Here is a 25,622-nt window from a genome sequence, read left to right on the forward strand (position 1 = left end):
ACGATGCTTGATCTCGCACGGCAAACGCCGCCGACGCAGCTGGGCCGGGGAGCCATGATCGCCTGGGGGATCGGCACACTGGGTCCGGTCACCGTTCTCACCGCCACCAACGCCCTGTTGCTGCGCTTCCTGACCGACAATTACGGACTAGCCGCCGGCCTCGCGGCATCGCTGATTGCGCTTTCAAAGTTCTACGACGCCTTTGCCGATGTCGCGATGGGCGTCGTCAGCGACCGCACCAACAGCCGCTGGGGCCGCCGTCGACCCTATCTGATCTGCGGCGCGCTGCTGCTGGCGGTCTCGATCTTCGCGATCTTCGCGGCGCCGGCTTTTGCCGGAGAGCGGACGCGGCTCATCTACATGGCGCTGGTGCTGATCTTCTATGCAACCGCCTACACGATCTACAACGTGCCCTACATGGCGATGCCGGGCGAAATGACGCGCAGCTATCACGAGCGATCAGAGCTGATGCGCTGGCGCGTCTATGCGGTCGGGCTGGCGATCATCATCGCCAGCGCGATCGGGCCGAAGCTGCTCGGCTGGTTCGGCGGCGATGCGGCGGCCTATGCCAAGATGGCGTTGATCTTCACGCCGGTCGTCGTGATCGCAGGTCTGGTCGCTTTTCTGGGCACCGCGCACGCGCCCGCCACCGCGCGGGCGGTCACCCACCACACGATGGGCGAACAAATCCGCTCGGCGGCCCGCAACAAGCCTTTCGCCGTGCTGATCCTGGTCAAATTCGTGACGCTGATGTCGCTCGGGGTCCAGGCGGTATTCCCGTTCTTCTTCCAGCGTATCCTAGGCGTGCCGATTGCCGTGCTCGGCACCTATTTTTTCTGGCAGTCGGCGATGTTCCTGCTCGCGCCCAGCCTTTGGCTGTTGTGTTCTCGTCGCTGGGGCAAGAAACGGACGTTCGTCGCTGCCCTCGCGCTCAGCCTGCCGGCCTGGCTCAGCTGGGCGCTCGCGGGCCATGGCGAGCCGTTGCCGCTTGTCTATCTGCGCGGCGTCGTGATTGGCATCAGCGGAAGCGGGGTCATCCTGATGGGGCAATCGATGCTGCCCGACACGATGGAGTATGACTACCGGCGGACCGGACTGCGCCGCGAGGGTGTCTTCGCCGCGCTCTACACCACCGTCGAAAAGCTTTCGGGCGCCATCGGCGTCGCATTGGTCGGCATGCTGCTGGGCCGTTACGGGTATGTGCAGTCGCTTGGCCCTGCGGTGGCGCAGCCCGCCAGCGCTCTGTGGGCCATCCGTTTCGCGATGGCCTATGTGCCGGCGATTATCACAATCGCGGGGATGGCGGCGCTGCTCGCCTACGACCTCGACGAACGCAAGCTTGCGGCGATGCCCCTACCAGTGGGCCCGGTAGCGCTCGGCTAAACCCATCAGGGTGCGATCGACAGCGAGATGTAGCCGCACGGCCCGATATGGCCGCCATGCCCCAGCCTCGCGCCGACATCGTCGAACAGCAGGACGGATCCCGGCACCATCGCGATCGATTGCCGGGCCGTGCGAAGTGTGAACGACCCCCCGAGTAGAATGAACATCTCCCTTACGGGTGCGGGGTGTAGCGGCAGCTCGACATTTGGTGGCCCGACGACGATCTCGGAAGGGCGGGCGCCCGGCCCCGGCAATGTCAGCAGCTTCAGGACCTTGCCGGTGTTGAGCATCGGCACTCGTCGAGCATCGATGCGGAGCGGTTCGATCGCGCTGTCGCCGTCCAAGCTGACGAACACCCGGTAACCGTCCAGATGATCGAGCTCGGTCGTGAAGATGGTCGTCGGCGGGCACGCCGGTGTCGCTTGAGCCGACGAAGCCAGAACAATGGCCAGCGTGGTGATCAGCAAAAGCAGCGGCGCCATTTTTCGGGCCGACGTCTAGCGCGCGGCGCCTTGCGCCAGCGGCGTGGTCGCCACGATCTGAAGCGAAACATAGCCGCACGGCCCCGTCCGCCCGGCATGGCCGTGCCTGGAGCCCATATCCTCCATCACGACCAGCGTGCCCGGCCCGACCGCACGCTCGCGGCCGTCGGGCAGGATCACGGTCGAACCGCCCTGGATGGTCAGGAACATTTCATAACCGAGCGAGGCATGAAAGGGCAGCGTGACATTTGCCGGACCCGATACCAGCTGCACCTTGGTCGCGGGGCCGAAATTGATCGACCCGAACATCTCGCCCGGGTGGAAATAGGCGTGCTCCTCCGGCGCCAGTGCGCCGTCGGCGAAATCCGATTCGCCGTTCGCGGCTTTGACGACGTGCACGACCCTCAACAGACGAAGGTCGGCGGGCGTGGCGGCCGCGGCCCGGCACGTCGCTCCCGGAGCCGCGGACTGCCCGGCCGGGATGACCGGGATCGTCAACGATGCGAGAATGAGTGCGCTGATCAAAAGGCATATCCCACGGTCAGCCCGTAGCGGCGCGGTGTCGGGAGGAAGCCGACCGGATTGGCGACGAAGTCGTTCAGGCGCGTATTCGCCGACGACGATTCCACCGTCATGTTCTTGGTCAGGTTGTCGACGAAAACGGTTGCCGAGATGCCGTGAGTCTCGATGCCCGCGCGAAGATTGACAAGGGTTCGGTCGCCCTGAAAATTATAGTTGTTCGCCGCCGTGAACTGGCTGTCCTCAAGCCGGAAGTCGCCTCGCGTGAACCATGACACGTCAGGCGAAAAATGCCCGCTGAGGGTCAGGCCGGTGGAGACCTGCCATGGGCTGACGCGGGGCACCTGCAGCCCATCGAGCAGCACGAAGCTGCGCGTCACGCCGTTCACATCCTTGGTGGTCCGGATCCGCGCCGAGCAGCTGGGTATCGCCGCGCAGCTACCCGCGCTGCCGAAATCTGCCGCCCCACCGCGGAAACGCGCATCGACGTAGCCGACGCCGACATTGAAGTGAAACCAGGGCGCAGGCGACATCACCGCTTCGATCTCGAAACCCTTTTCGCGGGTCGCACCAAGATTTGCCGTGATCAGGCCCGTGTTGGTGGGATCCTGAGACGGCACCTGCACCTGCAGGTTGCGCGTGTTGATCACATAGGCCGCCACGTTCAGCGTCAGCACCCGGTTCAGCAGGTTGGTCTTCGCGCCGACTTCATAGGCCGTCGCATATTCCGGATTAAAGGACACCTCGCCGGGGAAAGCGGTCGCGCGCGAATTGAAGCCGAATGCCTTGGTACCCGACGCGACGCTCGCGTAGGTCGAGACCTCGTCGCTGAACTTGTATTTGATCGACGCACGATAGTTGACGAAGTTGTCCCTGCCCGACCGTGCCGGGCCGTAGGGTCGCACGGTATTCGCGACAAAGGCGTTGCGCAGAATATCCTGGCTCTTTTCCTGATGCGTGTACCGAATTTCGCCGTTCAGCGTCAGCCCAGCGACCACGTCCACGTCGGCGCTGGCGAAGGCGGACTTCTGTTCGTCGGTGCCGTTAACCAGGGTCAGGTTGCTGGTGCTGAAGCGTCCGGCGGGCGTCGCGAACAGGGCGGCGGTTCCCGAAAAGCTCTTGCCGGCCGGCAGGACGGACGCATCGATCCCGATCAGCGTCGAGGTCGTGAAGTCGTTATGATAATAATAAGCGCCGATCGCCCAGCGGAAACGCTGGTCCTGTTTGGACGTTAACCGCACTTCGGCGCTGTAATCCCGATTGTTCGAATCACCGCCGAACAGTTCCGCCGCGCTGACGGTGGAGGGTGGCGGCGCGGCTGGCGTCACGTTGAAGATCAGGTTGTTGCGGCGGCCGATAAAGTCCTCGAACCGTTGCTGCGTAACGCGATTATACCCCCCGATCGCGGACAACGTCGCAAAACCGGTGTCGATGTCCAGATGCAGATTGGCGCTGTAGACCTCGCGCCGGTTGCCCGCGGCGCCCGAAGCCGGCTGCACGGCCGACACTTCGAGCGGATTGAACCGCAGCCTGCCGCAATATTGCGTGAAGGTGGACTCGCCCAGCGCCGCCGAGCCGGGGCTGAGCGCCCCGCAATTGTCCGCCGCATAAACCAAGGAAATCGTGTCGAAGAAATCTTTGCCGTAATATAGCCCGCCGTAAAGCGACACGCCGGTCGCGGGCGTCAAATTGAACGAGCCGCGGAAATCCTTCTTCTCATAGCCGCCGGCGCGCAGGCCATTGACCGGGTCGCGATAGCCGCCGTCGTAGTTCTCATAGGCGCCCGCCAGTCCGATCGACAGCACGTCGCGGATCAGCGGGCCGCTGGCGGCGCCGGTGACGAGACGCTGCCCATCATTGCCGATCGTCGCGCTGAACTGGCCGCGCAGCTCGTTGCCCGGCCGCCGCGTGACATAGTTGATCGCGCCGGCGAAGCCGTTGTGGCCATAGAGGGTGCCGACTGGCCCCTTCACGATCTCGACCCGATCAATGTCGATCAGCCCGACGCTGATCGCCGAGTTGTTGACGATGTACACGCCATCCAGAAACACGGCCACGTTCGGGTCGCTGGCGCCGCCGTTCAGATTGACGAGGCCGCGGATGATCGGTTGGGTATAGGCTTCGCCGCCTGCGCTGTTGATCGTGACGCCCGGAGTCAGATAGCTGATCTCGCGCAAGTTGCGGACGCCGGCGGTCGCGAGCTGCTCGCCCGTCAGCGCGGTGATCGCCAACGGCACATCCTGCAGCCGCTCGGCCCGGTTGCGCGCTGTGACGACCACATCCCCCGTCCCCACCGGCACGTCGGCCGCCGCGGCGCCCGGACCGGCCGCTGGCGTCGCCACCTGATCGTTGGCGGCATTCGCAGGCGTGGAAGCCGCCCCTTGCTGCGCTGACGCTGCAGCGGGAGTCAGCATCAAAGCGGTACCGGCAACGCCGCCTAACATGACGTTGCGGATGAGGGCCGAGAAGGTGGAGGTCATGCGCTAAGTCCCCTGTGGCGGTTCTCCGCCGTTTGATCTTGGTTCCGGTCGCCGATATCTCGGCGCCCAGCCCCCCAATCATCTCCCGGCACGCGACTACCGGGTAGACTGACGCAGGAACGTGCGCGTGTGCAGCATTTCCTAAAAGACCCGATTTGTCTCCCCTGTATGAGCGAATGTCATAGCGATGAGGGTGGGGACATCGTCCGATCCAGCGGTCAGGTGCAGAGCATCCGGACGAGCCGATTCCGCGCGAACGTCAAATGCTGCGAGCGGCGAAGCTCCACCGCTGATTAGGACGAGAGCGGAGGACGCGTGCAGCAGCGCCCCCTCGGCATCATGCGCCAAGGCGGCGTGGATCAGAGCGGCATAGCTCGCACGGCCGCGCATGACATCCAGCGTCCAGCGATGCAGCCTTCTGGCGCAAGGCACGCCCGGCATCCGCCGTAGCGCACGTTCGCGATGATCGTACCACGGCCAGTATATCTGAGAATCGCGCAGCATCAGCCAGGTGCGATACCAATGGCTGCCATCGGCGTTCACCTCGATCTTGGGCGCGAAGCGGTCGGCAAGTTCTTCGCCTAGCGCCGGCGGTGGCAGCAGCACGCCCTCGAGAGCAATGCCCAGCACCAGATCGGGCGCCATCTCCGCCATGACCAACGCTACCGACGAGCCGAAACCGATGCCGTAAATGACCGCGCTGTCGACGCCGAGCAGGCCCAGCGCAGTGATTGCTTCGCGGGCGAATGCCTCGATCGATGGCGCGCCGGCGAGTGCATCGGAGTGGCCATGGCCAGGCAGATCGGGCGCGATCACGAAGAATGTGGAGGCTAGCGCCGCGATTTGCGCATGTGCCTGCTCGGCCGAGCCCGGCGCGTCGTGCAGCAACAGCAGCGGCGGCGCGGCGCGATCACCCGCGAACCGAAGATGCACTTGCCCGGTGGCGCCGTCGACGAACTGGCGCTCGACGGGTGAAGACGATGTAAGAGCCGGTGGATCGTCGGGCGCGACACCCGCAGAGCCGAACCGCACGAAACTGTCGGCGATGAGATCCCGCCGTTTCATCTCCGATGCGTCGACATCGATGATCATCTGGCCCGGCTTCATCGGCGGCAGCCACGCAAGATGCGGATAGAGCATGTCCGTGGAGAGTGCGCAGTAGACGGCAGGACAGGTAAGCTCCGCGGCCGCGGCGACCGCGCGCTTTCCGTAGAAGCTAGCCGCTCGATAGGCGGGCTCGTATGTATCGGCTGCCTCGAAATACATCGACACCCATCTGTCGGTACTGAGCGGTGGCGGAAGATCGTAGCCGTTCAGATTTGCGGCCGTGCGCTCGCACCAGGGGAACCAGATCGCCTGATCGCGAAAGCGCGTCCAGGTTTCGGCATAGTGGCCGCCCAGGTCGCTGATCGGCAGCTTGCGGAAATAATCGCCGAAAGTTGCCGCGCATTCGGCGTCGGAAAAAACAGGAACTCCATCAAGCACCAAGCCGGTCACGAGATCGGGATAGCGAACGCCGAATTCCAGCGCGATCGCCGCGCCGGTATGGGTGCCGTAGATCGGACACGGCGGCATCGCGAGAGCGGCAAAGGTCTGCGCGAGCGCGTCGGCGAGGTCGGCGACGTGCATCTCGCGCAGCGGCAGGGGATCAGACAGACCGAACCCCGGCGTGTCGAACGCGAACACCGTCCAGCTTGATGCCAGATGCTCGATCTCACCCATGAGCAATCGGGCATCCGCGGGCGAAGAGTGCACCAGGACACAGGGTGGCCCGCCGCCCGCCCGCCGATAATGAACGCGGCGGTCGCCGACCTGCAGGAAGCGCCTTCGCATTTTCATGTCGCAGCATCTCACCCTTCGTTGTCGTGGCAGGCTGGTCGCCCATGCATCGCCGGTATCTGCTTAGGGACGACGCGCAGATGTTGGAGGGCCACCCGGACCATGATGCCCACTGCTATGCCTTTTGATCATAGATCGGCCGCTGCCATTGCGCCCGGCTCCGCGTGATTTCATCCCCTCGGTATCGATATCGGGGTGGTGAATGGAACAGTCAGCGGTAGCCATCGAGAACGGTGCGGGCATTTGCCGTATCACTTGCGGCTGGAAAAAGTCTCAACTGCCGCTCGACGTCGTGCGTCGCTACTGGCGCGATGTGCACAGCCCGGCGATCGCGCGGCGTCCCGGCATTTGGGAATATCGGCATTATCAGTTCGATGCGGTTAGGCCGATGTGGAACGAGCTGGCAGGGGTTGATCAGGTCTGCCCGGACGACGAACAGCTGATGTGGCTGTCGGATGTGCGCTATGCGGATGAGGCGGCGCTTGCAACATTCGCCGCCCATCCAGATCCCGAGGTGCGCGGGCAGCTGCTGGGCGACATCGATCTGATCGTCGACCAGAGCACGACGTACAAGGCAGTGGGGAACGATGCCGTGACGCTGGTCGACGGCAGCGCGTCGGTTCCGCCGCAGGGACCGCCGCCCGCCCCGGCCTTTGGACTGTTCTTCCGCGCGCGAGGCGACGAGGCGGCGTTCCGCACCGCGATGAGTCGTCTTGCGCGTGACTGGTCGAAGACGGCCGGCGTCGTACGGCTGCGCCTCAGCCTGCTGGAAGCGCCCGACGTGGCGGCCGAGCGTGCGGCGGGCTATCCGATCAAAACGCACCCGCCAGAGCGGCAGTACCAGGCCTGGATCGACCTGGCGCTTACCGACCGGAGCGTGACGCTGCCCACCGACGGTCTCGCGGACGAAGTCAGCGCGGTCCACGCCTATCCGATTGCCGCCAATTATACCTCCAACTATGCCGGCAAGCCGACCTTCGTCGGCGTGCGAGGCTACCCCGCATGGGACGCGCTGACGGCGATCGGCGGCTATAATCAGGCGCAGCAGCCGATCATGCGCTGGATGTACGGCCCCGTGGCTGACGGCGTAATTCTGGAGCGGGTCACGCGATGACAGTGAGCGAGACGCTGGCTGATTTCCTCCAGACGGAGGCGCTTCCCGATGCCGTGCGGCACGAGGCCAAGCGGCTGATCCTGAACCAGCTCAAGGCGTCGGTGGGCGGAAAGGATCACCCGGCGATCCGTATTCTGCATGACTGGGCTACCGAGGGCGGGGGCGGCGGTGCGACCGTTCACTGGTACGGCACCGCCGCAACACCGCAACAGGCGGCGATGGTCAACGGCGCGCTCTATGAGGTACTCGACTTTCACGACACATACATCCCGTGTTTCATGCATGCCGTATCCGCAGTGCTGCCTGCGGCGCTGGCGCTGGCCGAGGCCCGCGACCTGCCTGGAGAGCGCCTAGTGACGGCGCTGGCGCTGGGCGTCGAGGCGGAGCTGGCCATTGCCACTATCCTGATGCCGAGCGGCTATTATCGCGGTGGCGTGCCGGCAGGACTGACCGGCGGCGTCGGAGCGGCAGCGGCCTGCAGCGTGCTTGCCGGACTCGACAAAGCGCGCACCGTGCATGCGCTTGGCATCGCTATGTGCACCGCGTTCGGTCTCTACGCGTCGGTCGGCAGCATGACCCTGTCTTACATCACGGGCGCGACGGCGCGTTCCGGACTGGCGGCATTTGAGCTGGCCGAACGCGGCTTTACCTCAGCGATCACGGCGTTCGAAGGCGATCGCGGCATGTTCCAGGCGCTGTGCGACGAGGATCGCGCCAAGATCACCCCGGCATTGGCGACGCTAGGCACCGAGTGGCGGTTGGCAGGCCAGACCTACAAGGTGGTGCCGACCGAGACGATCACCCACGGCCCGATCGAGTGCGTGCTCGCCATCCGCCCTCGTGCCGCCGGCCGCGAGGTCGAGCGCATGGCCTTCAAGGTCAATTCGCTTGTCCAGTCGATCGCCGATGAACGGCGTGAGCGGTTCGGGGTGCCGAACAGCGAGAGCGAAGCGACGTTCGATCTGCGGCATTGCGCCGCCGCGGCCTGGCTTGCGGGGCGCTTCACCACCGCGGAGACGGCGCCCGCTTGCTACATGGACCCGGCAGTTCTCGCGTTGCGCGATCGGATCGATCTAATTGCCGACCCTGCGCGGCCTACGTTCGAAGGCTGCTCGGTCGAGCTGGTATTCACCGACGGCTCGCGCGACCATCACGCGATCGATCACTTCCTCGGCACGCCCGGCAACCGGGTGCCCGACGAAAAGCTCGCTGCCCTGTTCCGGCAATATGCGACGGTGCTTCCGCCTGACCGTTGCGATGCGATCATCGCGGCGGTGTGGGCGCTGGACGACAAGCCGGTGCGTGCATTGACCGCTCTGTTGAGGACGTAAGATGACCCTCGTGACCCTGCCCGGCGGCGAGTCGATCTGGTATAAGGTGACGGGCGAAGGCACCCCATTGCTTCATATCCACGGCTCGGCCTTCGGGCACCGCAATTTCGAACATCTGACCCCGTTGTCCGCGCCAGATTTCACGGTCATCGACTTTGATCTGCCTGGTTATGGCGAGAGCCGGGGGGAGCCGCGGTCAGGCGGCATGCAAGGCATCGCCGACTTGGTCGCGGAACTTGTCGAAACGCTGCCCTACGACCGTGTCCATGTTCACGGCACATCTTTTGGCGCCATGATCGCGCTGAGCCTGGCCGCCTCGCGGCCTGACTTGGTCGATCGCCTCGTCCTATCCTGCTTCCTGGCGCGCTACGATAACGCCGCTCGGATGATGCGTGCGACGTGGAAACGCTGCGCCCGTGAACAGGGCATGGCCGCGGTCGCCGACCTGACCTCGGTCGCGGGTTTCGCACGAGGTTTCTACGACCGGCCGGACGCCGAAGCGATCCTCGAATCAATTCGCGCCGCCAACAGCCAGACCAAGCCCGAAGCGTTCATCGCGGGCACGGAGATGATCGAGAAGACCGACTTGTCGCCGCTGCTGCCCCGGATCACGCTGCCTGTGTTGCTGTTGGCGGGCGCCGAAGACAATATGACGGCGTTCGACACCGCGCCGTCCGGTTTCGGCCTCAGGCAGATCAGCGAGACGCTGCCCCATGCCGAGCTGCACGTCATTCCTCAAAGCGGCCATTACCTGGTCATCGAGCAGCCCGCTTTGGCGGCCGAAAAGATCAGGACCTTTCTCTCCCGTTGATCACTGCAGCGCAAAGTCGAGCGGGTGTTCGCACCGCTGGGCCACCGCGAGCAACCGCCCTTCCTCCCCCATCCGCGCGACGAGCTGCACCGACAACGGCAGCCCGACAGCTGACCGGCCGGCCGGCATCGTCAGCGCGGGATGGCCGGTGACGTTGAAGGGACTGCGCGCCTGCAGCATATAGGTTCGTGCAATTTCCGCCGGATCGTCGATGCGGCACGGCGGTTCCATGCTGCTGGCGGTAAGGAGGATGTCGAACTGCGTCAGCGCGCCCTCGACGGCGCCAGTCAGCGCCTCACGCGCCCGGCAAGCCGCCGCTAGCGTTTCCGCCGTCGCGAAAGCACCCGGGAGCAGCGCCTTGCGCGTCAGGGCGGAAAGCAGTTCCGGCGTGTCGCGCAAATGGCGGGCGTGCGCGGCGAAGCCTTCGGCCTGCAGGATCAACCGGTTGATCAACGCGAAGTCGCCGAGCGGTGGCAGGGTCGCCTCAACCGCGCCCAGCCGTGCCGCTGTATTGTCCAGCGCCATGGCGATCTCCATGCTCGCCGTCATGTCGCGGGTGTGAAAGTGACGGACATAGCCCACCCGCGCACCGTCGGCGGCGTCCAGCCGCATGCCTAGCGCGCCTGCGGCGATACGCATGTCCTCGATGCTGCGGGTCAGGAGCCCGAGATGATCGAGCGTCACGGCGAGCGGCGTCACGCCGTCAAGCGGCAGCACGCCCCTGCCCGGCTTCAGCCCCACGACCCCGCACGCGCTCGCCGGGTTGCGCACCGATCCGGCGGTGTCGGTACCGATCGCGAGGGGCGTCAGCCCGGCTGCGACCGCAGCCCCCGCGCCGGATGATGAGCCGCCCGGGTGATGATTGATGTTCCAAGGATTACGGGCCGGCGGCCAGGCGAGATCGAACGCCGGGCCGCCGATCGCGAACTCATGTGTCGCGAGCTTGCCCAGGATCACGGCGCCGGCCGCACGCAATCGCGCAACGATCGCAGCGTCATCGGCGACCGGCGCGGGATCGGTGACCCGCGAATGGCAGCGGGTAGGTAGACCTGCGACATCAATCACGTCTTTGATCGCGACCGGAATGCCGTCCAGCGGACCCAGAGCAAGGCCGTTCGACCACCGCTCTGCGGCGTTGCGGGCGGCCACGTGCGCACTTGGCGGATCGATCGCGACGAAACTGCGCAACTGTGGGTCGATCTCCGCGATGCGGTCGAGCAGGGCGGCGAGCAGCGTCGGCGGGTCGAGCCAGCCCGCTGCAAAAGCGCGGCCTATCGCCGCGATCGAGAGACGATGGAGCGGTGTGGTGCGGTCGTCCGGAAGTGACGAAGGCGCGGAAAAGGCTTTCCTCGCCGAAGGCAGCCGGTCGCGCGGTCGCGGCGTTGCGACAATCAGTGCTTGGATCGCTACCGCCTGCTCGGACGCCGTTCCCAGCGCCGTCGCGATCTCGTCCGGATGCTGCGCCCAGCCGACGCCGAGCCCGGCTGAATGCGCCGCCGCAGCGATGTCCCGATCGTCCATTCCCGCTTGTCCGCCGCAACCGGCATCCGGACAAGGCCTATGCGTGATTCGCAATCACACCGCCGCCAACTATGACGATTGCACCGAGCCGAGGATTGTAGAGCGTCCAATGACCAGCGATCACGCCGACATTCGCGAGGCGGTGCGCCGCCTGTGCGCCGACTTCCCTGGACCTTATTGGCAGGAGAAGGATCGTGACCGCGCCTATCCAGTCGAGTTCGTTCAGGCGCTGACGCGCGCGGGGTATCTCTCCGTCCTGATCCCGGAGGAATATGGCGGTTCGGGGCTTGGGCTGGGCGCCGCAATTGCGGTGCTGGAGGAAATCCACCGCGCTGGATGCAACGGCGGTGCCGCGCATGCGCAGATGTACGTGATGGGCACAGTGCTCAAGCACGGCTCGCCCGAGCAAAAGGCGAAGTACCTGCCGGCGGTTGCGAGCGGCGCGCTGCGGCTCCAGGCGTTCGGGGTAACCGAGCCCACGGCGGGTACCGACACGACGCGCATCCGCACCTTCGCCCGGCGCGACGGCAGCAATTACATCGTGTCGGGGCAGAAGATCTGGATCAGCCGCGCCGAGCATTCGGACCTGATGGTGCTGCTGGTCCGCACGACGGCGCGCGACGATGCAGCCCGGCCCGGCGATGGCATGAGCGTGCTCCTGGTCGACATGCGAGAGGCGGTCGGCAATGGTCTGACAATCAGGCCAATCCGCACGATGCTCAATCACGCGACGACCGAGCTGTTCTTTGACGACCTGCGCGTGCCGGCCGCAAACCTGATCGGCGAAGAGGGCAAGGGCTTCCGCTACATCCTGGACGGGATGAACGCCGAGCGCATTCTGATCGCCAGCGAATGCATTGGCGACGGGCGCTTCTTCATCGACCGTGCCAGCGCCTATGCAGGCGACCGCAACGTGTTCGGGCGCGCGATCGGCGAGAACCAAGGCGTGCAGTTTCCGATCGCGCGCGCCCATGTCCAGCTCTCCGCGGCGGCTCTGATGGTGGATAAGGCGGCGGCGTTGTTCGACGCCGGCGACGCATGCGGAACCGAGGCCAACATGGCCAAGATGCTGGCGTCGGAAGCGAGCTGGTACGCCGCGGACATGTGTGTCCAGACACATGGCGGCTTCGGGTTTGCCGAGGAATATGACATCGAGCGCAAGTTTCGCGAGACGCGGCTGTACCAAGTGGCGCCGATCAGTACCAATTTGATCCTCAGCCATGTCGCGACACATGTGCTCGATCTGCCCAAGTCATTCTGATGGCGGGCGCGCTGACCGGCAATCTGGTGGTTACGCTGGAGCAGGCGGTGGCCGCGCCCCTGTGTACGGCGCGGCTGGCCCAAGCCGGTGCGCGGGTGATCAAGATCGAACGCGCGGAAGGCGATTTTGCGCGCGGTTACGACAGCGTCGTACACGGAGAGAGCGCGTACTTCGTGTGGCTCAACCGGGGCAAAGAGAGTCTGGTCCTTGACATCAAGCAGCCCGGCGATGCCGCGCTGCTCACTCGGCTGCTCACCCGGGCCGACGTGTTCGTGCAAAATCTCGCACCCGGTGCGGCCGCCCGCGCAGGGTTCGGCTCAGCGGCGCTGCGGGCTCGGCATCCGCGCCTCATCACGGTCGACATCTCTGGATATGGAGACGACGGACCGGCACGTTACATGAAGGCGTATGACTTCCTGATCCAATGCGAGACCGGGCTCGCCTCCATCACCGGCGGCGTCAGCGAGCCGGGCCGGGTCGGGGTGTCGGTGGCCGACATCGCCTGCGGCATGAATGCGCACGCAGCCGTCCTGCAGGCATTATATGCGCGCCACGCAACCGGCGACGGCGCAGGGATCGCCGTTTCGCTGTTCGACTCGATCGCGGACTGGATGACGGTACCGCTGCTCCACTTTGATTATGCGGGTGAAGCGCCGGCGCGCGCCGGGCTGCACCACGCGACCATCGCACCTTATGGGGCGTATCCGTGCGGCGACGGGCGGCAGGTCGTGCTGGCCATTCAGAACGAACGCGAGTGGCGTGCGTTTTGCGCGCGCGTGCTGGAGGATGCAGGGCTTGCCGATGATGCGCGTTTCGCATCCAATGCCATGCGATGCGCCAACCGGCCTGCGCTCGACGCCATCATCGGGGCGGTGTTCGGCAGGCTGAGCGTGGCCGCAACCGTCGAGCGGCTCGCTGCTGCCGGAACAGCCTATGCCTCGCTCAACGGCGTGGCCGACCTGTCCGCGCACCCGCAATTGCGGCGTGAAGACGCGGTAACGCCCACCGGCCTGGTCGCGTTGCCAGGCCCACCTGTCCGGTGGTTCGGCGCGGCGCACGCCAGCCTCTCCATTCCTGCGATCGGGGCGCAGAGTGAAGCCATCCGTGCGGAGTTTTCAGCGTAATTGCGCCGGCAAATGCCTTCCCGGCTCTTACTGCTGACCCTGCCCGAATAGCGGGGTGCGCCGCGCTCGCTGCTGTCAGCCCGGGCGTGACGCGCAAAGAATGATGCATGCTCACCGCGCAAGATCTCGCCCCAGTGCCGCCGATCAGCGACGCGCTCGTTGTCCTGCTCGGTGCAGAGCGGGTCGAAACGGGGTTGGAGAAGCGGACCTTCTTCGCGACCGACATGAGCCGGCAGGGTCCTGCCGCCGCCGCGGTCATCCGGCCCGATGACGCCGGGCAGGTTGCGGCCGCGGTCCGGCTGTGCACCGCCAGCGGCGTGGCCGTGATCCCGCGCGGCGGTGGCTTCTCGTACACCGGCGGGTATGTTCCCACACAGGCGGACAGCGTGGTCGTCGACTTGCGCGGGCTGGATCGGATCGTGGAGATCAACGCCGCTGACAGGTACGTCGTCGTTGAGGCCGGCTGCACCTGGCGCCGGCTGTACGAGGCGCTGAAGGAACAGGGGCTGCGCACGCCCTATTTCGGTCCGATGTCAGGGTATTACGCCACCGTCGGGGGCGCGCTGAGCCAAGGGTCGTTTTTTCTAGGCTCGTCGCAATACGGCCCGGTGGCCGAGTCGGTGCTGGCGGTGGAGGTTGCGCTGGCGGACGGGACGCTATTGCGCACCGGCTCGTGGGGCGGGGCCGCGAACGCCGTTCCCTTCTTTCGCAGCTACGGACCCGACCTGACCGGCCTCTTCCTGAGCGATACCGGCGCGTTGGGGTTCAAGACCAAGGCGGTGTTGAAGCTGATACCCTTCCCCGCGCATCAGGCGTTCGCCAGCTTCGCCTTCGAGAAGGAGGCGGCGGCGGTGGATGCGGTGTCGGCGATCGCGCGCACCGCCCTTGCCGCAGAGTGCTATTGCTGGGACCCGTATTTCGTCAAAGTCATGGCCACCGCCACCAAGGGGCTGGCGGAGGATCTGAAGATACTCGCCGGCGTCGCTCGGGGTGGCGGCTCGGCGCTGCGCGGCTTCTTCAACGCCGCGCGGCTGGCCAAGGCGGGCAAGGCGGTCTTCAGCGGCGACATCTTCATGCTCAATGTGACGGCCGACGACGCGAGCCGCGCCGGCGCCGACGGGCGGATTGCCGAGCTCAAGGCGCTGGCTGTGGCGGCGGGCGGACGCGAGATGCCCGCATCGGCACCGATGGCGATGCGGGGAACGCCCTTCATCAACTTCAACACGGCCGATCGGCGCCGACCGCTGAGGAATTTACCGACGCATGGCCTGGTTCCTCACTCGCGCCTCCCCGCGCTCAGCCGCGAGATCCGCGCGCTGCTCGCCACCTATGCTCAGGCGATGCACGGCGCGGGCGTAGAATGCGGGGTCATCTATTTCGGGGTCGGCCAGCAGGCCGCCTGTATCGAGCCGATCTTCTACTGGGACGACGAACAGCATTTCCAGCATGACCGCGTCTCTGAACGAACCAATCTGGAAGCCGTAGAGCGCGTCCCCGCCCCGGCCGCGAATGCGTTGATCGCTGGTATCCGCGAGGAAATGATCGGCCTTTTATCCCGGCACGGCAGCGCGCATGTGCAGATCGGCAGGTCGTACCCCTGGCTCGAGACGCGCAGCGGTTCAGCCGCCACGCTGGCGCGGGCCATCAAACAGCTCGTTGACCCGCAAGGATTGGTGAACCCGGGCTCACTGGGGTTCTAGAGCATGACCGCATCTGACGGATTCAGGATTTCGTTTGAGCGCCAGATGTGATTCAAGCTGCTGTCTGGTCAGGAGCGGGCAGCGATGGCGCGACCATATTCTCAAGATCTTCGTGAGCGTGTTGTTTTGTGCGTGGCGTCGGGAGCAACGTGCCGCGAGGCGGCGGCGCGGTTTGATATTGGTCTGGCGACAGCGGTGCGCTGGTCGCATCGGTATCGCACGACCGGCGATGCATCGGCGCGTCCGATGGGCGGCAGCCGGCGTGCGGTCCTGGGTGGCGAGCGTGACTGGTTGCTGGCGCGGATCGCCGAGAAGCCGGACCTGACGCTGCGGGCGATCGTGGCCGAGCTGGCGGCACGCGATGTCCGTGTCAGCTATGATGCGGTTTGGCGCTTCTATCGTCAGGCGGGAATGACGTTCAAAAAAAAGCCTGCATGCGGCCGAACAGGACCGACCGGACGTGGCGCGCAAGCGGGAACGCTGGCGACGTCATCAGCATAGGCTCGATCCACGCCGTCTGGTCTTCATAGACGAGACCTGGGCCAAGACGAACATGACGCGGACCCACGGTCGATCGCTGCGCGGCGAGCGGCTGGTGGCCAAGGTCCCGCATGGTCGCTGGCGCACGCTGACCTTCATCGCCGCGCTGCGCCACGACCGGATCACCGCGCCCATCGTGTTCGACCAGCCGATCAATGGCGAGACGTTCACGGCCTATGTCGAACAGGCGCTGCTGCCCACGCTCACACCTGGCGATGTCGTCATCCTCGACAACCTGGGCAGCCACAAAGGCAAGGCTGTCCGTCAGGCGATCCGCAAGGCGGGCGCGCATCTCCTGTTCCTGCCGCCATACAGCCCCGACCTGAACCCCATCGAGCAGATGTTCTCCAAGCTCAAAACACTGCTGCGAAAGGCCGACGAGCGATCTGTCGAGGCAACATGGAAACGGATCGGCTCCCTCCTCGAATGCTTCTCATCACACGAATGCGGCAACTACCTCGCCAACTCAGGATACACCACAACGTGATCCGGTCACGCTCTAGGAACCGAAGTTCGGTTTGCCGCGCGAAAATGCGAAACTCGCATAGCGGCTGTGTCATCGTTGCGCTTCCGGCATAATGCTTGGGATCAGGAGCGTTCGATGGAGATCCAACAGCTAAGGCATCTGATCGCCGCCGTCGAAAATCGCAACCTGCTCAAGGCCGCCGACAAGGCGTACATCTCACAGTCGGGAATGAGCCGCAGCCTCAAGAGCCTGGAGCGGCGGCTCGGCGTGCCGCTGCTGTCGCGCGGCCCCAAGGGCGTCGAACCGACCGTCTATGGCCTGTCGGTCATCCGCCGCGCGAAGGTGATCCTGAACGAGGTGGCGCGATCGGTCGAGGAAGTGCGCGCCATCGAGGGCGGCCGTATCGGCGAGACGACCTTCGGCGTGACGCAGAACTACGCCAATTATCTGATGCCAGAGCTGCTTGCAAAGCTGCACGTCGAGCGGCCAAATCTCCGCGTCACCGTGGTCGCCGACGGATTTCTAGAGATCGTCAAGAAGGTCAAGACGGAGGAGCTGGACTTCGCCTTCGGTCTGATCGGCCGCATCCATCACAGCGACGGGTTGACGATCGAGCCACTGATGGAAAACCGGTCGAGCGTCGTGGCGGGTGTCCGTCATCCCTTTGCCGGTCGTACCGATGTTTCGGTCGACGATCTGGCGTGTGCATCCTGGGCGATGCTGTCGAGCGAGAGCGTGCAGCGTGGGTTCGGCCTGTTCTTCGAGGGACGCGGTCTGGCAGTGCCGGTGCAGATGTTGAAATGCAATTCGATCGCCATGCTTCGCCACGTCGTCGCCGAAACAGACGCGCTCACGATTCTCCCGCGGGAGGTGGTGCAGCCGGAGATTGACGCCGGCCGGCTGGTGGCGCTTGAATGCGAGGTCCCGGTCGAGCGAACCCGCATCGGGCTGATCTTTCGGGATGGGGGTCTTGCCACGCCGCAGGCCGAGGCGGTCGCCGACCGTATTCGCGCGGCGGTGGCGACCCGGGCCGCCGCGCTGATCGCCGACGAGCAGCCGCTCTGCGTGGCGGCCAGCTAAGGATACGTATGGACCCGCTGGATATCTATCGCCGCACCTTGACATCGGGCGGTCCGGAACCGGCCGCCTGGTGGTATCTCGGCACCACCAGCTTTGTGGCGGAAGGTCATCCCGAGATCATCGTCAACCACGTCGAAACGGTGATGCTCTATCGCGCAGAGCCCATCGAGCCCGATGCCTTCCGCGTACCGTGGTGGGAGATCGGATTGTTTCGCGATGCGATCACGGGAGAGCTGGCGACCGACTGGCTAAATCCGCTTACGGGCGTGACCGTCGCCGCGCCGCGAACCTTTGAGGAAGGGCCGTCAGGCTACACCATTGGCCGGTCGGGCGGCGGCATCGTGCTGACCGACGCGGTGCAGGCGTTCGCCGCATTGGATCGCGCGAAGGTGACCGTCACTGATGTGAACGGCCGGGTTTGCGTGACGCAGGTCGAGGAGAAGGTGCGCTCGTTTCCCGGTCGCGACGGTATCCCCGATCTGGACGCCGGGCAGGGCAGCCGGTCGCGCACGGTCCTGCAATGGTTCGCCAATGCCAGCGACCTGGCAGCGAACGCACCGAGCGTACCGGCGACGGGGCTGTACAGTTTCACGATCGGCGCGCCGCCCTGGCTCGGGATGGACGAGCATCCCGGCGTCTTTTGCGTGAAGGGGCTGATGCACAAGGCTCCGTTGGAACGGCCGCTCAACCCGCGCGGCTGGTCCGACCTGAAAGCCTTGTTCCCGCAGTATTTCAAAGGCGATGCGATCCAGCCCCGCTGGCACTAGCAGGGCGCCGGCTCCCGACAGCGGATCAGCGCGGCGATCGCCGGCGCGTGCGCGTCGAGCACCGCACCCGTCAGCTGCGGCAACTCGACCACTTCCGCGTCGGGGATCAACGCCGCAGCCAGCCGCGACGGTTCGGCAAGGTGGCCCGGCACGTTGAGCACGGTCGCCCGCTGGCGCACCAGCGGCAGTCGTCCGGCCAAGTCATGCGCGAACAGGGCTTCATGCGCGCGCCAGCCGTCGGGCCACGCCTTCAGTTCGTCAACGAAGTTCTCGAAGCCCCCGCGCAGCGACAATCCGGCGGGCCGTTCAGTGACAAGAAACCGCCAGCGTTCCGCAAACTGATCGAGTGTTTCGGCGAGCCGATGCGGCGCAGCGAGCTTCTTTCGCCACGCTGCGAAATCCAGTGCGGCAAAATGCGGGACGCCCATCAGTATCAGCCGGCCGACGCGGTGTGGGTGGGCGATCGCAAGCTCGACCGCGATCGACGCCCCGGTATGATAGCCGAAGAGGTCGAACCGGGTAGGCAGCGCCGGCAGCAGCGCCCCCGCATAACCGGCGATGTCGAGCGGCGCGGGCGGCGCATCGGACTCGCCATAGCCTGGCGTGTCTGGGGCGATCGCCCGGACCCGCCCGTCGAGCGCCCGCAGCAATGGCTCGAACGTGCGCGACGAGTAGGCGGTGGCATGGAGGCAGACGAGCGACGTGCCCGGCACGGCCGCGTTTTCGCGCAGATGGACCTGCCCGACCCCGCCTTCTGCATAGCCCTTCCGGATCATGCGGGGGTCGTCTCGGCCGTCATGGTGACGGTCCCGCCCTCGTCTGTTATCCACAGCTCATTGCCCGCCATCGCCAGGGTGAACGCGCGGCCGAGAAAGAGCGGCGCGTGGCCGCGGAACGAAAAGGCGGCGGGAACGATCCCCTCGCCCGTCGCCAGCTCGATCAGCAGCATCGCCTGAAGCGGGCCGTGCACCACCAGCCCAGGATACAGCTCTACCTCACGCGCATAGGGTGCATCGTAATGGATGCGGTGGCCGTTGAAGGTCAGCGCGGAAAAGCGGAACAGCAGCACCTCGTCGCTGGTCATCGCGCGGGTAATTGCGGGCGCGGGCCGCTCGACCCGCTTCGGCGGGCGCGGCTCGGTGATCGGCAGGTAGACGAGGTCCTGCTCCTCGACGATCCGCTCGACACCATCGACCGACAGGTCATGGCGCAGCGTGACGAACGTCATGCCCGGCTTCTCGGCGACCGCAGCGATGGTGGTGCGTTTGTCCAGCGTAGCACCGACCGGCACCGGGCCGAGGAAGCGGAGCCGCCCCCCCGCCCACATCCGCCGGGGGTAGCCGACGGGCGGCATGAACCCGCCGAGCGCCGGGTGCCCGTCCGCACCCAGCGTGTCGCGCGGCGCCCCGGAAAGGTGGAACAGCCAATGGCCGAGCAGCGGCAGCATCCCCACCGACCAATGCGCGCCGTCGTGCCCCAGCGTCGCCGCCAGCCGCGCGATCGGCGACGCGGTGACCACGTCCTCGGTCGCGACCGAGCGGCCGATCCAATCGTCGAACCTGCCCTCCGTCATCGCCTCACCCGTCCAGAAAGTCGGCGATGATCCGCCACATCCGGTGACGCGCATTCTGGAGGTGGCCATAATCGCCGCCCTCGGGCACCACTACCAGCGCCTTGTCGTTGGTCGCCAGCTTCTCGAAGAAATCGCCGCGCCCCGACCCGCCTTGCATGTAGTTCTGCATCCCCGCGGCATAGCCGTAGAGCATCAGCGTCGGTACCGTGATCAGGTCGGCGACGGCGGCAATGCTGCCCTCCTCATTCTCGACGCGGATGCCGTTGGGCGAGCGGGGCTCGTTCGCCTCGGCCTGGGTCGCGAGCGCCTCGTGCGCGGCGGGCTCCATGAAGTCGAGCTCAAGCCGGTCACGGAAATACGCGGCGGTATTCGACCACCAGTCGTCCTTCTCGGGGAAGGGCACGATGTTGCCGCCGCCGATCGCGGGGTCGAGCATCACCATCCGGCCAATCTTGGCGGCGCCGGTCGCGGCATAGCGGCCGACGATCCGACCGCCCCACGACCAGCCCAGGAGATGCGGCTTCGCGAACCCCTGCGCGATCACCCAGTCGATCACGGCGGCCGTATCGTCGATCGCCTGATCGGTCTTGACCGAATGCGGGTGCCCGTCGAGCTCGCTGTCGCGATAGCCGCGGATCGAGAAGGTCACCACGCCGAAGCCGCGCGCGACGAGCGCCTCCATCATCGAATAGTCGTCGCGGTCACCGAATGAGAAGTCATAGCCGAGCTGCCCCGACAGGTTCGCGCCCTGAACGAGGATGACGACGTGCACAGGCTTCGCTTCCAGCCCCTTGGTGCGGACCGAGAGCTTGCCGGCGGGGCCGGGAATGAACAGGTCGGTGGCGACGGCCATGATGGCTCCTTCTAGGGGATGACGACCTGGCGCACGGCGCGGCCGGCGGCGAGGGTGTCGAACAGGGCGTTGATCTCGGCGAGCGGCGATACCGAGCTGAGCAGGCGCTCGACCGGCAGCCGCCCCGCCCGCCACAGCGCGATATAGCGCGGGATGTCGCGCGCCGGGATGCTGCTGCCCAGATAGCTGCCGATGATCGTCTTGCCGTCGCCGACCAGGCTCACGGCGGGGATCGAGAAGCGTTCGGTGGGGTTGGGCAACCCCACCGTCACCACCCGCCCGCCGCGCCGGGCCAGCGCATAGGCACGTTCAAGCACCGCCGCTTTGCCGACGGTCTCGACGACCAGATCAGGGGCTGCGATGCCGTCCTCCTCGCCCGGCGCGAACGCCGCCGCCGCACCGAGCTCGAGCGCCAGCGCGCGCTTCTCGGCCACCGGGTCGATGACGCTGATCGGGTTGCCCCCCCCTGCGACCCCGCCGAGCAGCGCGGCGAGACCGACCCCGCCAAGGCCATAGATGGCGACGCTCTCCCCCACCCGCAGCGCGGCCGAATTAAGCACCGCGCCGACGCCGGTCAGCACGGCGCAGCCGAACAGCGCCGCGACCTCGGCCGGGATATCGGCGTCGATGCGTACCGCGGAGCGCCGGTCGACCACCGCATGGCTGGCGAACGCCGACACACCGAGATGGTGGTGGACGTCGCAGCCGTCGCGGCTGAGCCGGAAGCCGCCGCCGAGCAGTTCGCCCTTGCCGTTCGCCGCCGCGCCATTTGGGCACATATACCCCTCGCCCGACACGCAGCGGACGCACTCGCCGCAGGCGGGCAGGAAGGCCAGCACCACCCGGTCGCCGACCTTGAACAGCGTGTCCGCTTGATCGCCGAGCGCCTCGACCGTCCCCACCGCCTCGTGCCCCAGTGCCATCGGCATCGGCCGGGGCCTGTCGCCGTTGATCACCGAGAGGTCCGAATGGCACACGCCAGCCGCCTCGATCCTCACCAACAGCTCGCCAGCGCGCGGCGCCGCCAGATCGAGCGCGTCGAGCGACAGCGGTTTGGTGGCCGCCAGCCCGCCCGTGTGGCCGATACAATCCAGCACGGCAGCGGTGATCTTCATGGGTTCATCCTGCTCTCATCTCCGTCCGATGCGCCACGCCGGGATGCGCAACGGGCGTTGCGCTTCACGCAAGCTTGCCAAGTGATCGGCACGTAAACATCATGGCACTATGGATGCCGACCAGGAGCTCAAGTCGCTGAAGCGTGGTCTGAAGGCGGTGCTGCTCATCAACAGCCAGGGCTCGCTCGCCATTTCGGAACTCAGCCGCGGGCTCGACCTGCCCCGCACGACGGCGGAACGGGTGTTGATGACCCTGCTCGCGGAGGGCTTCGTAGATCGTGATCCCAAGACCAAGCGCTTCTTCCTCACCGATCGGGTCCGCGCGTTGTCAGGCGGTTATTCGGACGATAGCTGGATCGCCCATGTCGCGACGCCGATGCTGTTCGAGACCACCCGCGAAATCGGCTGGCCGCTGATCATCGCCACGCCCGCCGGCGAATATATGCGCACGCGCCTGACCACCGATCCCGCGACGTCGCTCAATATCCATCGCCGCCATATCGGTTCCGAGATCGCCATGGCGGTGTCGTCGAGCGGCATCGTTCACCTTGCCTTTCTCGATCCCGAACAGCGGCGCATCATGCTTCAGATCCTGTGTGAGTCTGACGATCCCGACCAGGTGCCGGCGCGCGACCCGCTGCGCATGCGCTATGCGCTAGATCATGCCCAGCGTGAGGGCTATAGTTTCGGGCTCGATCTCGGGCGCGAACGCAGCGTCAGCGTGCCTATCCTGGAGCATGGGCAGGTCAAGGCGGTCCTGGTCATGGTGTTCATGGCGCGCGGCCTTACGCACGAGGAGGTGATCCGCGACTTCGTGCCGCGACTGAAGACGATGGCCGCGGATATCGAGCGGCTCGCCTTTTCCGATCACCATCTGCCGGTGCTGTAGCTACCGGATTTCGGTTGAGCACGGGAACGAGATGGACGGCGCGCAGGCGCTTGCGCACCGGACGATGATGGCCACGCTGCTCCGCTCTGCACCGTCCCGACTACTCGAGTCCAGCGCGGCGGCGCGGGCGTTCCTCGATGGTCCTCACCGCATGCTGATCGGCGGCGAGTGGGTGGAGGGTGAAGGCCGCGCCATCCTCGTGGAGAACCCTGCGCGCGCCGAGCCGTTGGCGGAGATCCATGCCGCATCGGCGGGGCAGCTCGATCAGGCGGTGGGCGCCGCCCGCCTGGCGCTCAACGGCGACTGGGGACGGATGAGCGGGCGCGACCGCGGCGTGATCCTGTCACGGGTTGCCGACCTCCTCGACGCGCGCGCGGAACTGATCGGCGAGGTGATGACGCTCGACAACGGATCGCCGCTCGCCTCCTCCACGATGGTGGTCCGTCATCTCGCGGCCGAACTATTTCGCTACTACGCCGGCTGGGCGACGAAGATTGCGGGCGAGAGCTTCCAGCCGAGCCTGACGGCGCGGCCGGGACTGGATTTCCTGGTTGCCACCTTGCGCGAGCCGGTGGGGGTGATCGGCGCGATCGTACCTTGGAATGCGCCGCCCGGCATGATCGCGCTGAAGATGGCGCCGGCGCTCGCCGCGGGCTGCACGATGGTGCTCAAGACGGCCGAACTGGCGCCGCTGGTCGGCGAATTGATGGCACAGATTTGGGTCGAGGCGGGCGGGCCGCCAGGCGCGTTCAACCTACTGCACGGTCATGGCGAGGATATCGGCGCCGCCCTCGCCGCGCATCGCCATGTCGACAAGATCACTTTTACCGGCTCCACCGCGGTCGGCCGCAAAATCGTCGAGGCCGCCACCGGCAACCTGAAAAAGGTGAGCCTGGAGCTCGGCGGCAAGTCACCCGTCATCGTTTTCCCCGACGCTGATCTGGACGCGGTGATCCCGGCGGCGGCGATGGCGTGCTACCTCTCCACCGGGCAGCAATGCATGGCGGGATCGCGGCTGTTCCTCCACGCCGCCATCCACGACCGGGTGGCGGAAGGCGTCGCCGCCTATGCGCGGACGCTGGCGGTCGGCGATGGAATGCGCGCCGACACGACCCTCGGACCGCTGATCTCCGCACGGCAGAAAGCGCGGGTGCTAGACTATATCGAGATCGCCAAGCGCGAGGGCGCGACGCCGCTGCTGGAAAGCGACGAGATCGACGGCCCCGGCCATTTCGTTGGTCCGGCGCTGTTCACAGGGGTGACGCCGGGAATGCGGATCGAACAGGAGGAGGTGTTCGGCCCGCTCATCGCCGCGATCCGTTTTGAGGAGGAGGACGAGCTGCTCCACGCGGTCAACGGCACCGCCTATGGCCTGTCCGGGTCGGTGTGGACGCGCGACATCCAGCGCGCCCTGCGCGTCGCCAAGCGGGTCGATTCCGGCCAGGTCGCGATCAACGCGCATGCGGCGATGAGCGCGGAGACGCCGTTCGGCGGCAATCGCCAGTCGGGCTGGGGCCGCGAGTTCGGACGCGATGGGCTCGACGGCTATCTCAAGACGAAAGCGATCAGCATCAACCTGGGTCCGAAACCTTGAGCGCACGGCTGCTCGTCGTCGGTGCGGGACTTGGTGGCCTGACTGCGGCCTTGGCGTTGCGCCGCGCCGGCTTTGACGTTGCCGTCTATGAGGCAGCGCCTGCGCTGGGCGAAGTTGGCGCGGGGCTTACCCTTAGCCGTGGGGCGCAGAGCGTGTTCCGGCATCTGGGTTTGCAGGACCGGGTCGCGGCGATGTCGACACCGTCGGCGGCCTTTCCGTTTCTCCATTACCGGACGGGCGCCCTGCTGGCGGGTGGTATCGATCCGGGCGAAGGGTTGCCGGACGATGGTGTGGCGGACATTTCGCGCCAGTGTCATCGCGCCGACCTGCACGCGATCCTGGCGGGAGCGTTCGACGGCGGGCTCCATCTGGATCACACGCTGGTCGCGGTGGAGGAAACGTCGAAGGGCGTCCGCGCTCGCTTCGCCAACGGCAATACGACGCACGGCGACGCGCTGATCGCCGCGGACGGCGTGCGGTCGGCTGCGCGGTCAATCCTGTGGGGCGAGGAGCCACCGCGCTTCACCGGCCAGATCGCCTATCGCTTCCTGGTGGACCGGGCGGAGGCGGCGCCGTTCCTGGAGCATGGCCGCGGCGCCGTCTTCATCGGTCCGGCTGCGACGTTCAACCGCTACACGTTGCGCGCGGGCCGGGTGCTCAACTGCGTCGGCATCGCGGCTACCGAGACATGGGCGGGCGAAGGATGGTCGACGCCTGCCACCCGCGACGAGCTGCTCGCGACCTTCGACGGCTGGCACCCGGCGGTGACCGGGTTGATGCGCCTGGCCGCCCGCTCGATCAAATGGGGCATTTTCGATCATATGCCGTTGCCCGCGTGGACGCGTGGGCGGATGACGCTGCTGGGCGACGCGGCGCACGCGATGCTGCCCTTTCTCGGTATGGGCGCGGCGATGGCGATCGAGGACGGCATGATCTTGGCGCGCGCCTTCGAGGCGAAAGGCGACCCGGCCGCCGCATTCGCCCACTATGAGGCCGCACGCATTCCCCGCACGACCTTGCTCCACGCGCGCTCGGTCGAGCAGGGCCGCTTGACGCAGGCGCGCGATCCCGATCGCTATGACCACGCCGCCGCTCCCGCTGCCGATCCCGCGATCCTCGGCTACGACCCGGTGACCGCCGCCTTTTGACCGGGACGGGTGTGACCTAAACAGCAAAGTCG

The 25,622-nt window shown here is 66.3% G+C and carries 22 protein-coding genes; 13 read left to right on the forward strand and 9 right to left on the reverse strand.

Annotated features, from left to right (window positions below):
* Nucleotides 1–3: 3 nt before the first annotated feature.
* Nucleotides 4–1,383 carry an MFS transporter gene (locus tag ACP2AD_RS10220; RefSeq protein WP_425229953.1) on the forward strand — a complete coding sequence of 460 codons (1,380 nt, stop codon included), beginning with the start codon at nt 4–6 and terminating at the stop codon, nt 1,381–1,383.
* A gap of 5 nt (nt 1,384–1,388) precedes the next feature.
* Here the strand turns inward: ACP2AD_RS10220 and ACP2AD_RS10225 are convergent, their stop codons facing one another.
* The 4 genes from ACP2AD_RS10225 to ACP2AD_RS10240 all read right to left on the reverse strand — a co-directional run bounded on the left by ACP2AD_RS10225 (nt 1,389) and on the right by ACP2AD_RS10240 (nt 6,703).
* Nucleotides 1,389–1,865, reverse strand: coding sequence for a hypothetical protein (locus ACP2AD_RS10225; protein ID WP_425229954.1), 477 nt, complete (start codon nt 1,863–1,865; stop codon nt 1,389–1,391).
* A gap of 15 nt (nt 1,866–1,880) precedes the next feature.
* Nucleotides 1,881–2,264 carry a hypothetical protein gene (locus tag ACP2AD_RS10230; RefSeq protein ID WP_425229955.1) on the reverse strand — a complete coding sequence of 128 codons (384 nt, stop codon included), beginning with the start codon at nt 2,262–2,264 and terminating at the stop codon, nt 1,881–1,883.
* A gap of 122 nt (nt 2,265–2,386) precedes the next feature.
* Nucleotides 2,387–4,726: a TonB-dependent receptor gene (locus ACP2AD_RS10235; protein ID WP_425229956.1), complete on the reverse strand. Its 2,340-nt coding sequence runs from the start codon at nt 4,724–4,726 to the stop codon at nt 2,387–2,389.
* A 279-nt stretch (nt 4,727–5,005) separates the two neighbouring features.
* Nucleotides 5,006–6,703 (reverse strand): alpha/beta fold hydrolase, encoded by a 1,698-nt coding sequence (locus ACP2AD_RS10240; RefSeq protein ID WP_425229957.1) that lies wholly within the window; start codon nt 6,701–6,703, stop codon nt 5,006–5,008.
* 292 nt (nt 6,704–6,995) lie between these two features.
* On the opposite strand from ACP2AD_RS10240, the gene ACP2AD_RS10245 reads away from it, so the two are divergent.
* Genes ACP2AD_RS10245 through ACP2AD_RS10255 form a run of 3 tightly spaced genes read left to right on the forward strand, consistent with a single transcriptional unit; the run spans nt 6,996 to nt 9,959 of the window.
* Entirely contained in the window at nt 6,996–7,817 is an 822-nt protein-coding gene (locus ACP2AD_RS10245) for a hypothetical protein (protein WP_425229958.1), read from the forward strand.
* On the forward strand, nt 7,814–9,148 hold the full coding sequence (locus ACP2AD_RS10250) for an MmgE/PrpD family protein (RefSeq protein ID WP_425229959.1): 1,335 nt from the start codon (nt 7,814–7,816) through the stop codon (nt 9,146–9,148). Before ACP2AD_RS10245 ends, ACP2AD_RS10250 begins: the two co-directional genes overlap by 4 nt.
* A gap of 1 nt (nt 9,149) precedes the next feature.
* Nucleotides 9,150–9,959 (forward strand): alpha/beta fold hydrolase, encoded by an 810-nt coding sequence (locus ACP2AD_RS10255; protein ID WP_425229960.1) that lies wholly within the window; start codon nt 9,150–9,152, stop codon nt 9,957–9,959.
* Here ACP2AD_RS10255 and ACP2AD_RS10260 read toward each other — a convergent pair whose 3' ends face one another.
* Nucleotides 9,960–11,480: an amidase gene (locus ACP2AD_RS10260; protein ID WP_425229961.1), complete on the reverse strand. Its 1,521-nt coding sequence runs from the start codon at nt 11,478–11,480 to the stop codon at nt 9,960–9,962.
* 109 nt (nt 11,481–11,589) lie between these two features.
* Here ACP2AD_RS10260 and ACP2AD_RS10265 point away from each other — a divergent pair, with 109 nt between their 5' ends.
* From ACP2AD_RS10265 to ACP2AD_RS10290, 6 genes are all read left to right on the forward strand, one after another.
* Nucleotides 11,590–12,741, forward strand: a complete 1,152-nt coding sequence (locus tag ACP2AD_RS10265) for an acyl-CoA dehydrogenase family protein (protein WP_425229962.1) — start codon at nt 11,590–11,592, stop codon at nt 12,739–12,741.
* Nucleotides 12,741–13,865, forward strand: a complete 1,125-nt coding sequence (locus ACP2AD_RS10270; RefSeq protein ID WP_425229963.1) for a CaiB/BaiF CoA transferase family protein — start codon at nt 12,741–12,743, stop codon at nt 13,863–13,865. Before ACP2AD_RS10265 ends, ACP2AD_RS10270 begins: the two co-directional genes overlap by 1 nt.
* Before the next feature lie 107 nt (nt 13,866–13,972).
* Nucleotides 13,973–15,565 (forward strand): FAD-binding oxidoreductase, encoded by a 1,593-nt coding sequence (locus ACP2AD_RS10275; RefSeq protein ID WP_425229964.1) that lies wholly within the window; start codon nt 13,973–13,975, stop codon nt 15,563–15,565.
* Nucleotides 15,566–15,649: 84 nt separating this feature from the next.
* Nucleotides 15,650–16,592, forward strand: a protein-coding gene (locus ACP2AD_RS10280; RefSeq protein ID WP_425228077.1) for an IS630 family transposase whose coding sequence is annotated in 2 segments (ribosomal slippage) — nt 15,650–15,985 and nt 15,987–16,592 — 942 coding nt in all. Because the reading frame shifts where the segments join, the coding sequence is not laid out codon by codon here.
* A gap of 114 nt (nt 16,593–16,706) precedes the next feature.
* The gene (locus tag ACP2AD_RS10285) at nt 16,707–17,651 is read left to right on the forward strand and encodes a LysR family transcriptional regulator (RefSeq protein WP_425229965.1); all 945 of its coding nucleotides are present in this window, start codon (nt 16,707–16,709) and stop codon (nt 17,649–17,651) included.
* Between the two features lie 8 nt (nt 17,652–17,659).
* A complete protein-coding gene (locus tag ACP2AD_RS10290) occupies nt 17,660–18,418 on the forward strand; it encodes a hypothetical protein (protein ID WP_425229966.1) in 759 nt (252 codons plus the stop codon).
* On the opposite strand, the gene ACP2AD_RS10295 is transcribed toward ACP2AD_RS10290, so the two are convergent.
* Genes ACP2AD_RS10295 through ACP2AD_RS10310 form a run of 4 tightly spaced genes read right to left on the reverse strand, consistent with a single transcriptional unit; the run spans nt 18,415 to nt 21,959 of the window.
* The gene (locus ACP2AD_RS10295) at nt 18,415–19,194 is read right to left on the reverse strand and encodes an alpha/beta fold hydrolase (protein WP_425229967.1); all 780 of its coding nucleotides are present in this window, start codon (nt 19,192–19,194) and stop codon (nt 18,415–18,417) included. The genes ACP2AD_RS10290 and ACP2AD_RS10295 overlap by 4 nt on opposite strands.
* Nucleotides 19,191–20,060: an acyl-CoA dehydrogenase gene (locus ACP2AD_RS10300; protein WP_425229968.1), complete on the reverse strand. Its 870-nt coding sequence runs from the start codon at nt 20,058–20,060 to the stop codon at nt 19,191–19,193. The genes ACP2AD_RS10295 and ACP2AD_RS10300 overlap by 4 nt, the downstream gene beginning before the upstream one ends.
* On the reverse strand, nt 19,996–20,844 hold the full coding sequence (locus ACP2AD_RS10305; protein WP_425229969.1) for an alpha/beta hydrolase: 849 nt from the start codon (nt 20,842–20,844) through the stop codon (nt 19,996–19,998). The genes ACP2AD_RS10300 and ACP2AD_RS10305 overlap by 65 nt, the downstream gene beginning before the upstream one ends.
* An 11-nt stretch (nt 20,845–20,855) precedes the next feature.
* Nucleotides 20,856–21,959: an alcohol dehydrogenase catalytic domain-containing protein gene (locus tag ACP2AD_RS10310; protein WP_425229970.1), complete on the reverse strand. Its 1,104-nt coding sequence runs from the start codon at nt 21,957–21,959 to the stop codon at nt 20,856–20,858.
* 109 nt (nt 21,960–22,068) lie between these two features.
* Between ACP2AD_RS10310 and ACP2AD_RS10315 the strand changes: the two genes are divergently transcribed.
* The 3 genes from ACP2AD_RS10315 to ACP2AD_RS10325 are packed head-to-tail and all read left to right on the forward strand — an operon-like array spanning nt 22,069 to nt 25,590.
* Entirely contained in the window at nt 22,069–22,848 is a 780-nt protein-coding gene (locus ACP2AD_RS10315) for a helix-turn-helix domain-containing protein (RefSeq protein WP_425229971.1), read from the forward strand.
* Nucleotides 22,849–22,879: 31 nt separating this feature from the next.
* Nucleotides 22,880–24,442: an aldehyde dehydrogenase family protein gene (locus ACP2AD_RS10320; protein ID WP_425229972.1), complete on the forward strand. Its 1,563-nt coding sequence runs from the start codon at nt 22,880–22,882 to the stop codon at nt 24,440–24,442.
* Nucleotides 24,439–25,590 carry an FAD-dependent monooxygenase gene (locus tag ACP2AD_RS10325; RefSeq protein ID WP_425229973.1) on the forward strand — a complete coding sequence of 384 codons (1,152 nt, stop codon included), beginning with the start codon at nt 24,439–24,441 and terminating at the stop codon, nt 25,588–25,590. Before ACP2AD_RS10320 ends, ACP2AD_RS10325 begins: the two co-directional genes overlap by 4 nt.
* The last annotated feature ends 32 nt before the right edge of the window (nt 25,591–25,622 follow it).

Source organism: Sphingomonas sp., from assembly GCF_965248875.1.
Classification (GTDB): Bacteria; Pseudomonadota; Alphaproteobacteria; order Sphingomonadales; family Sphingomonadaceae; genus Sphingomonas.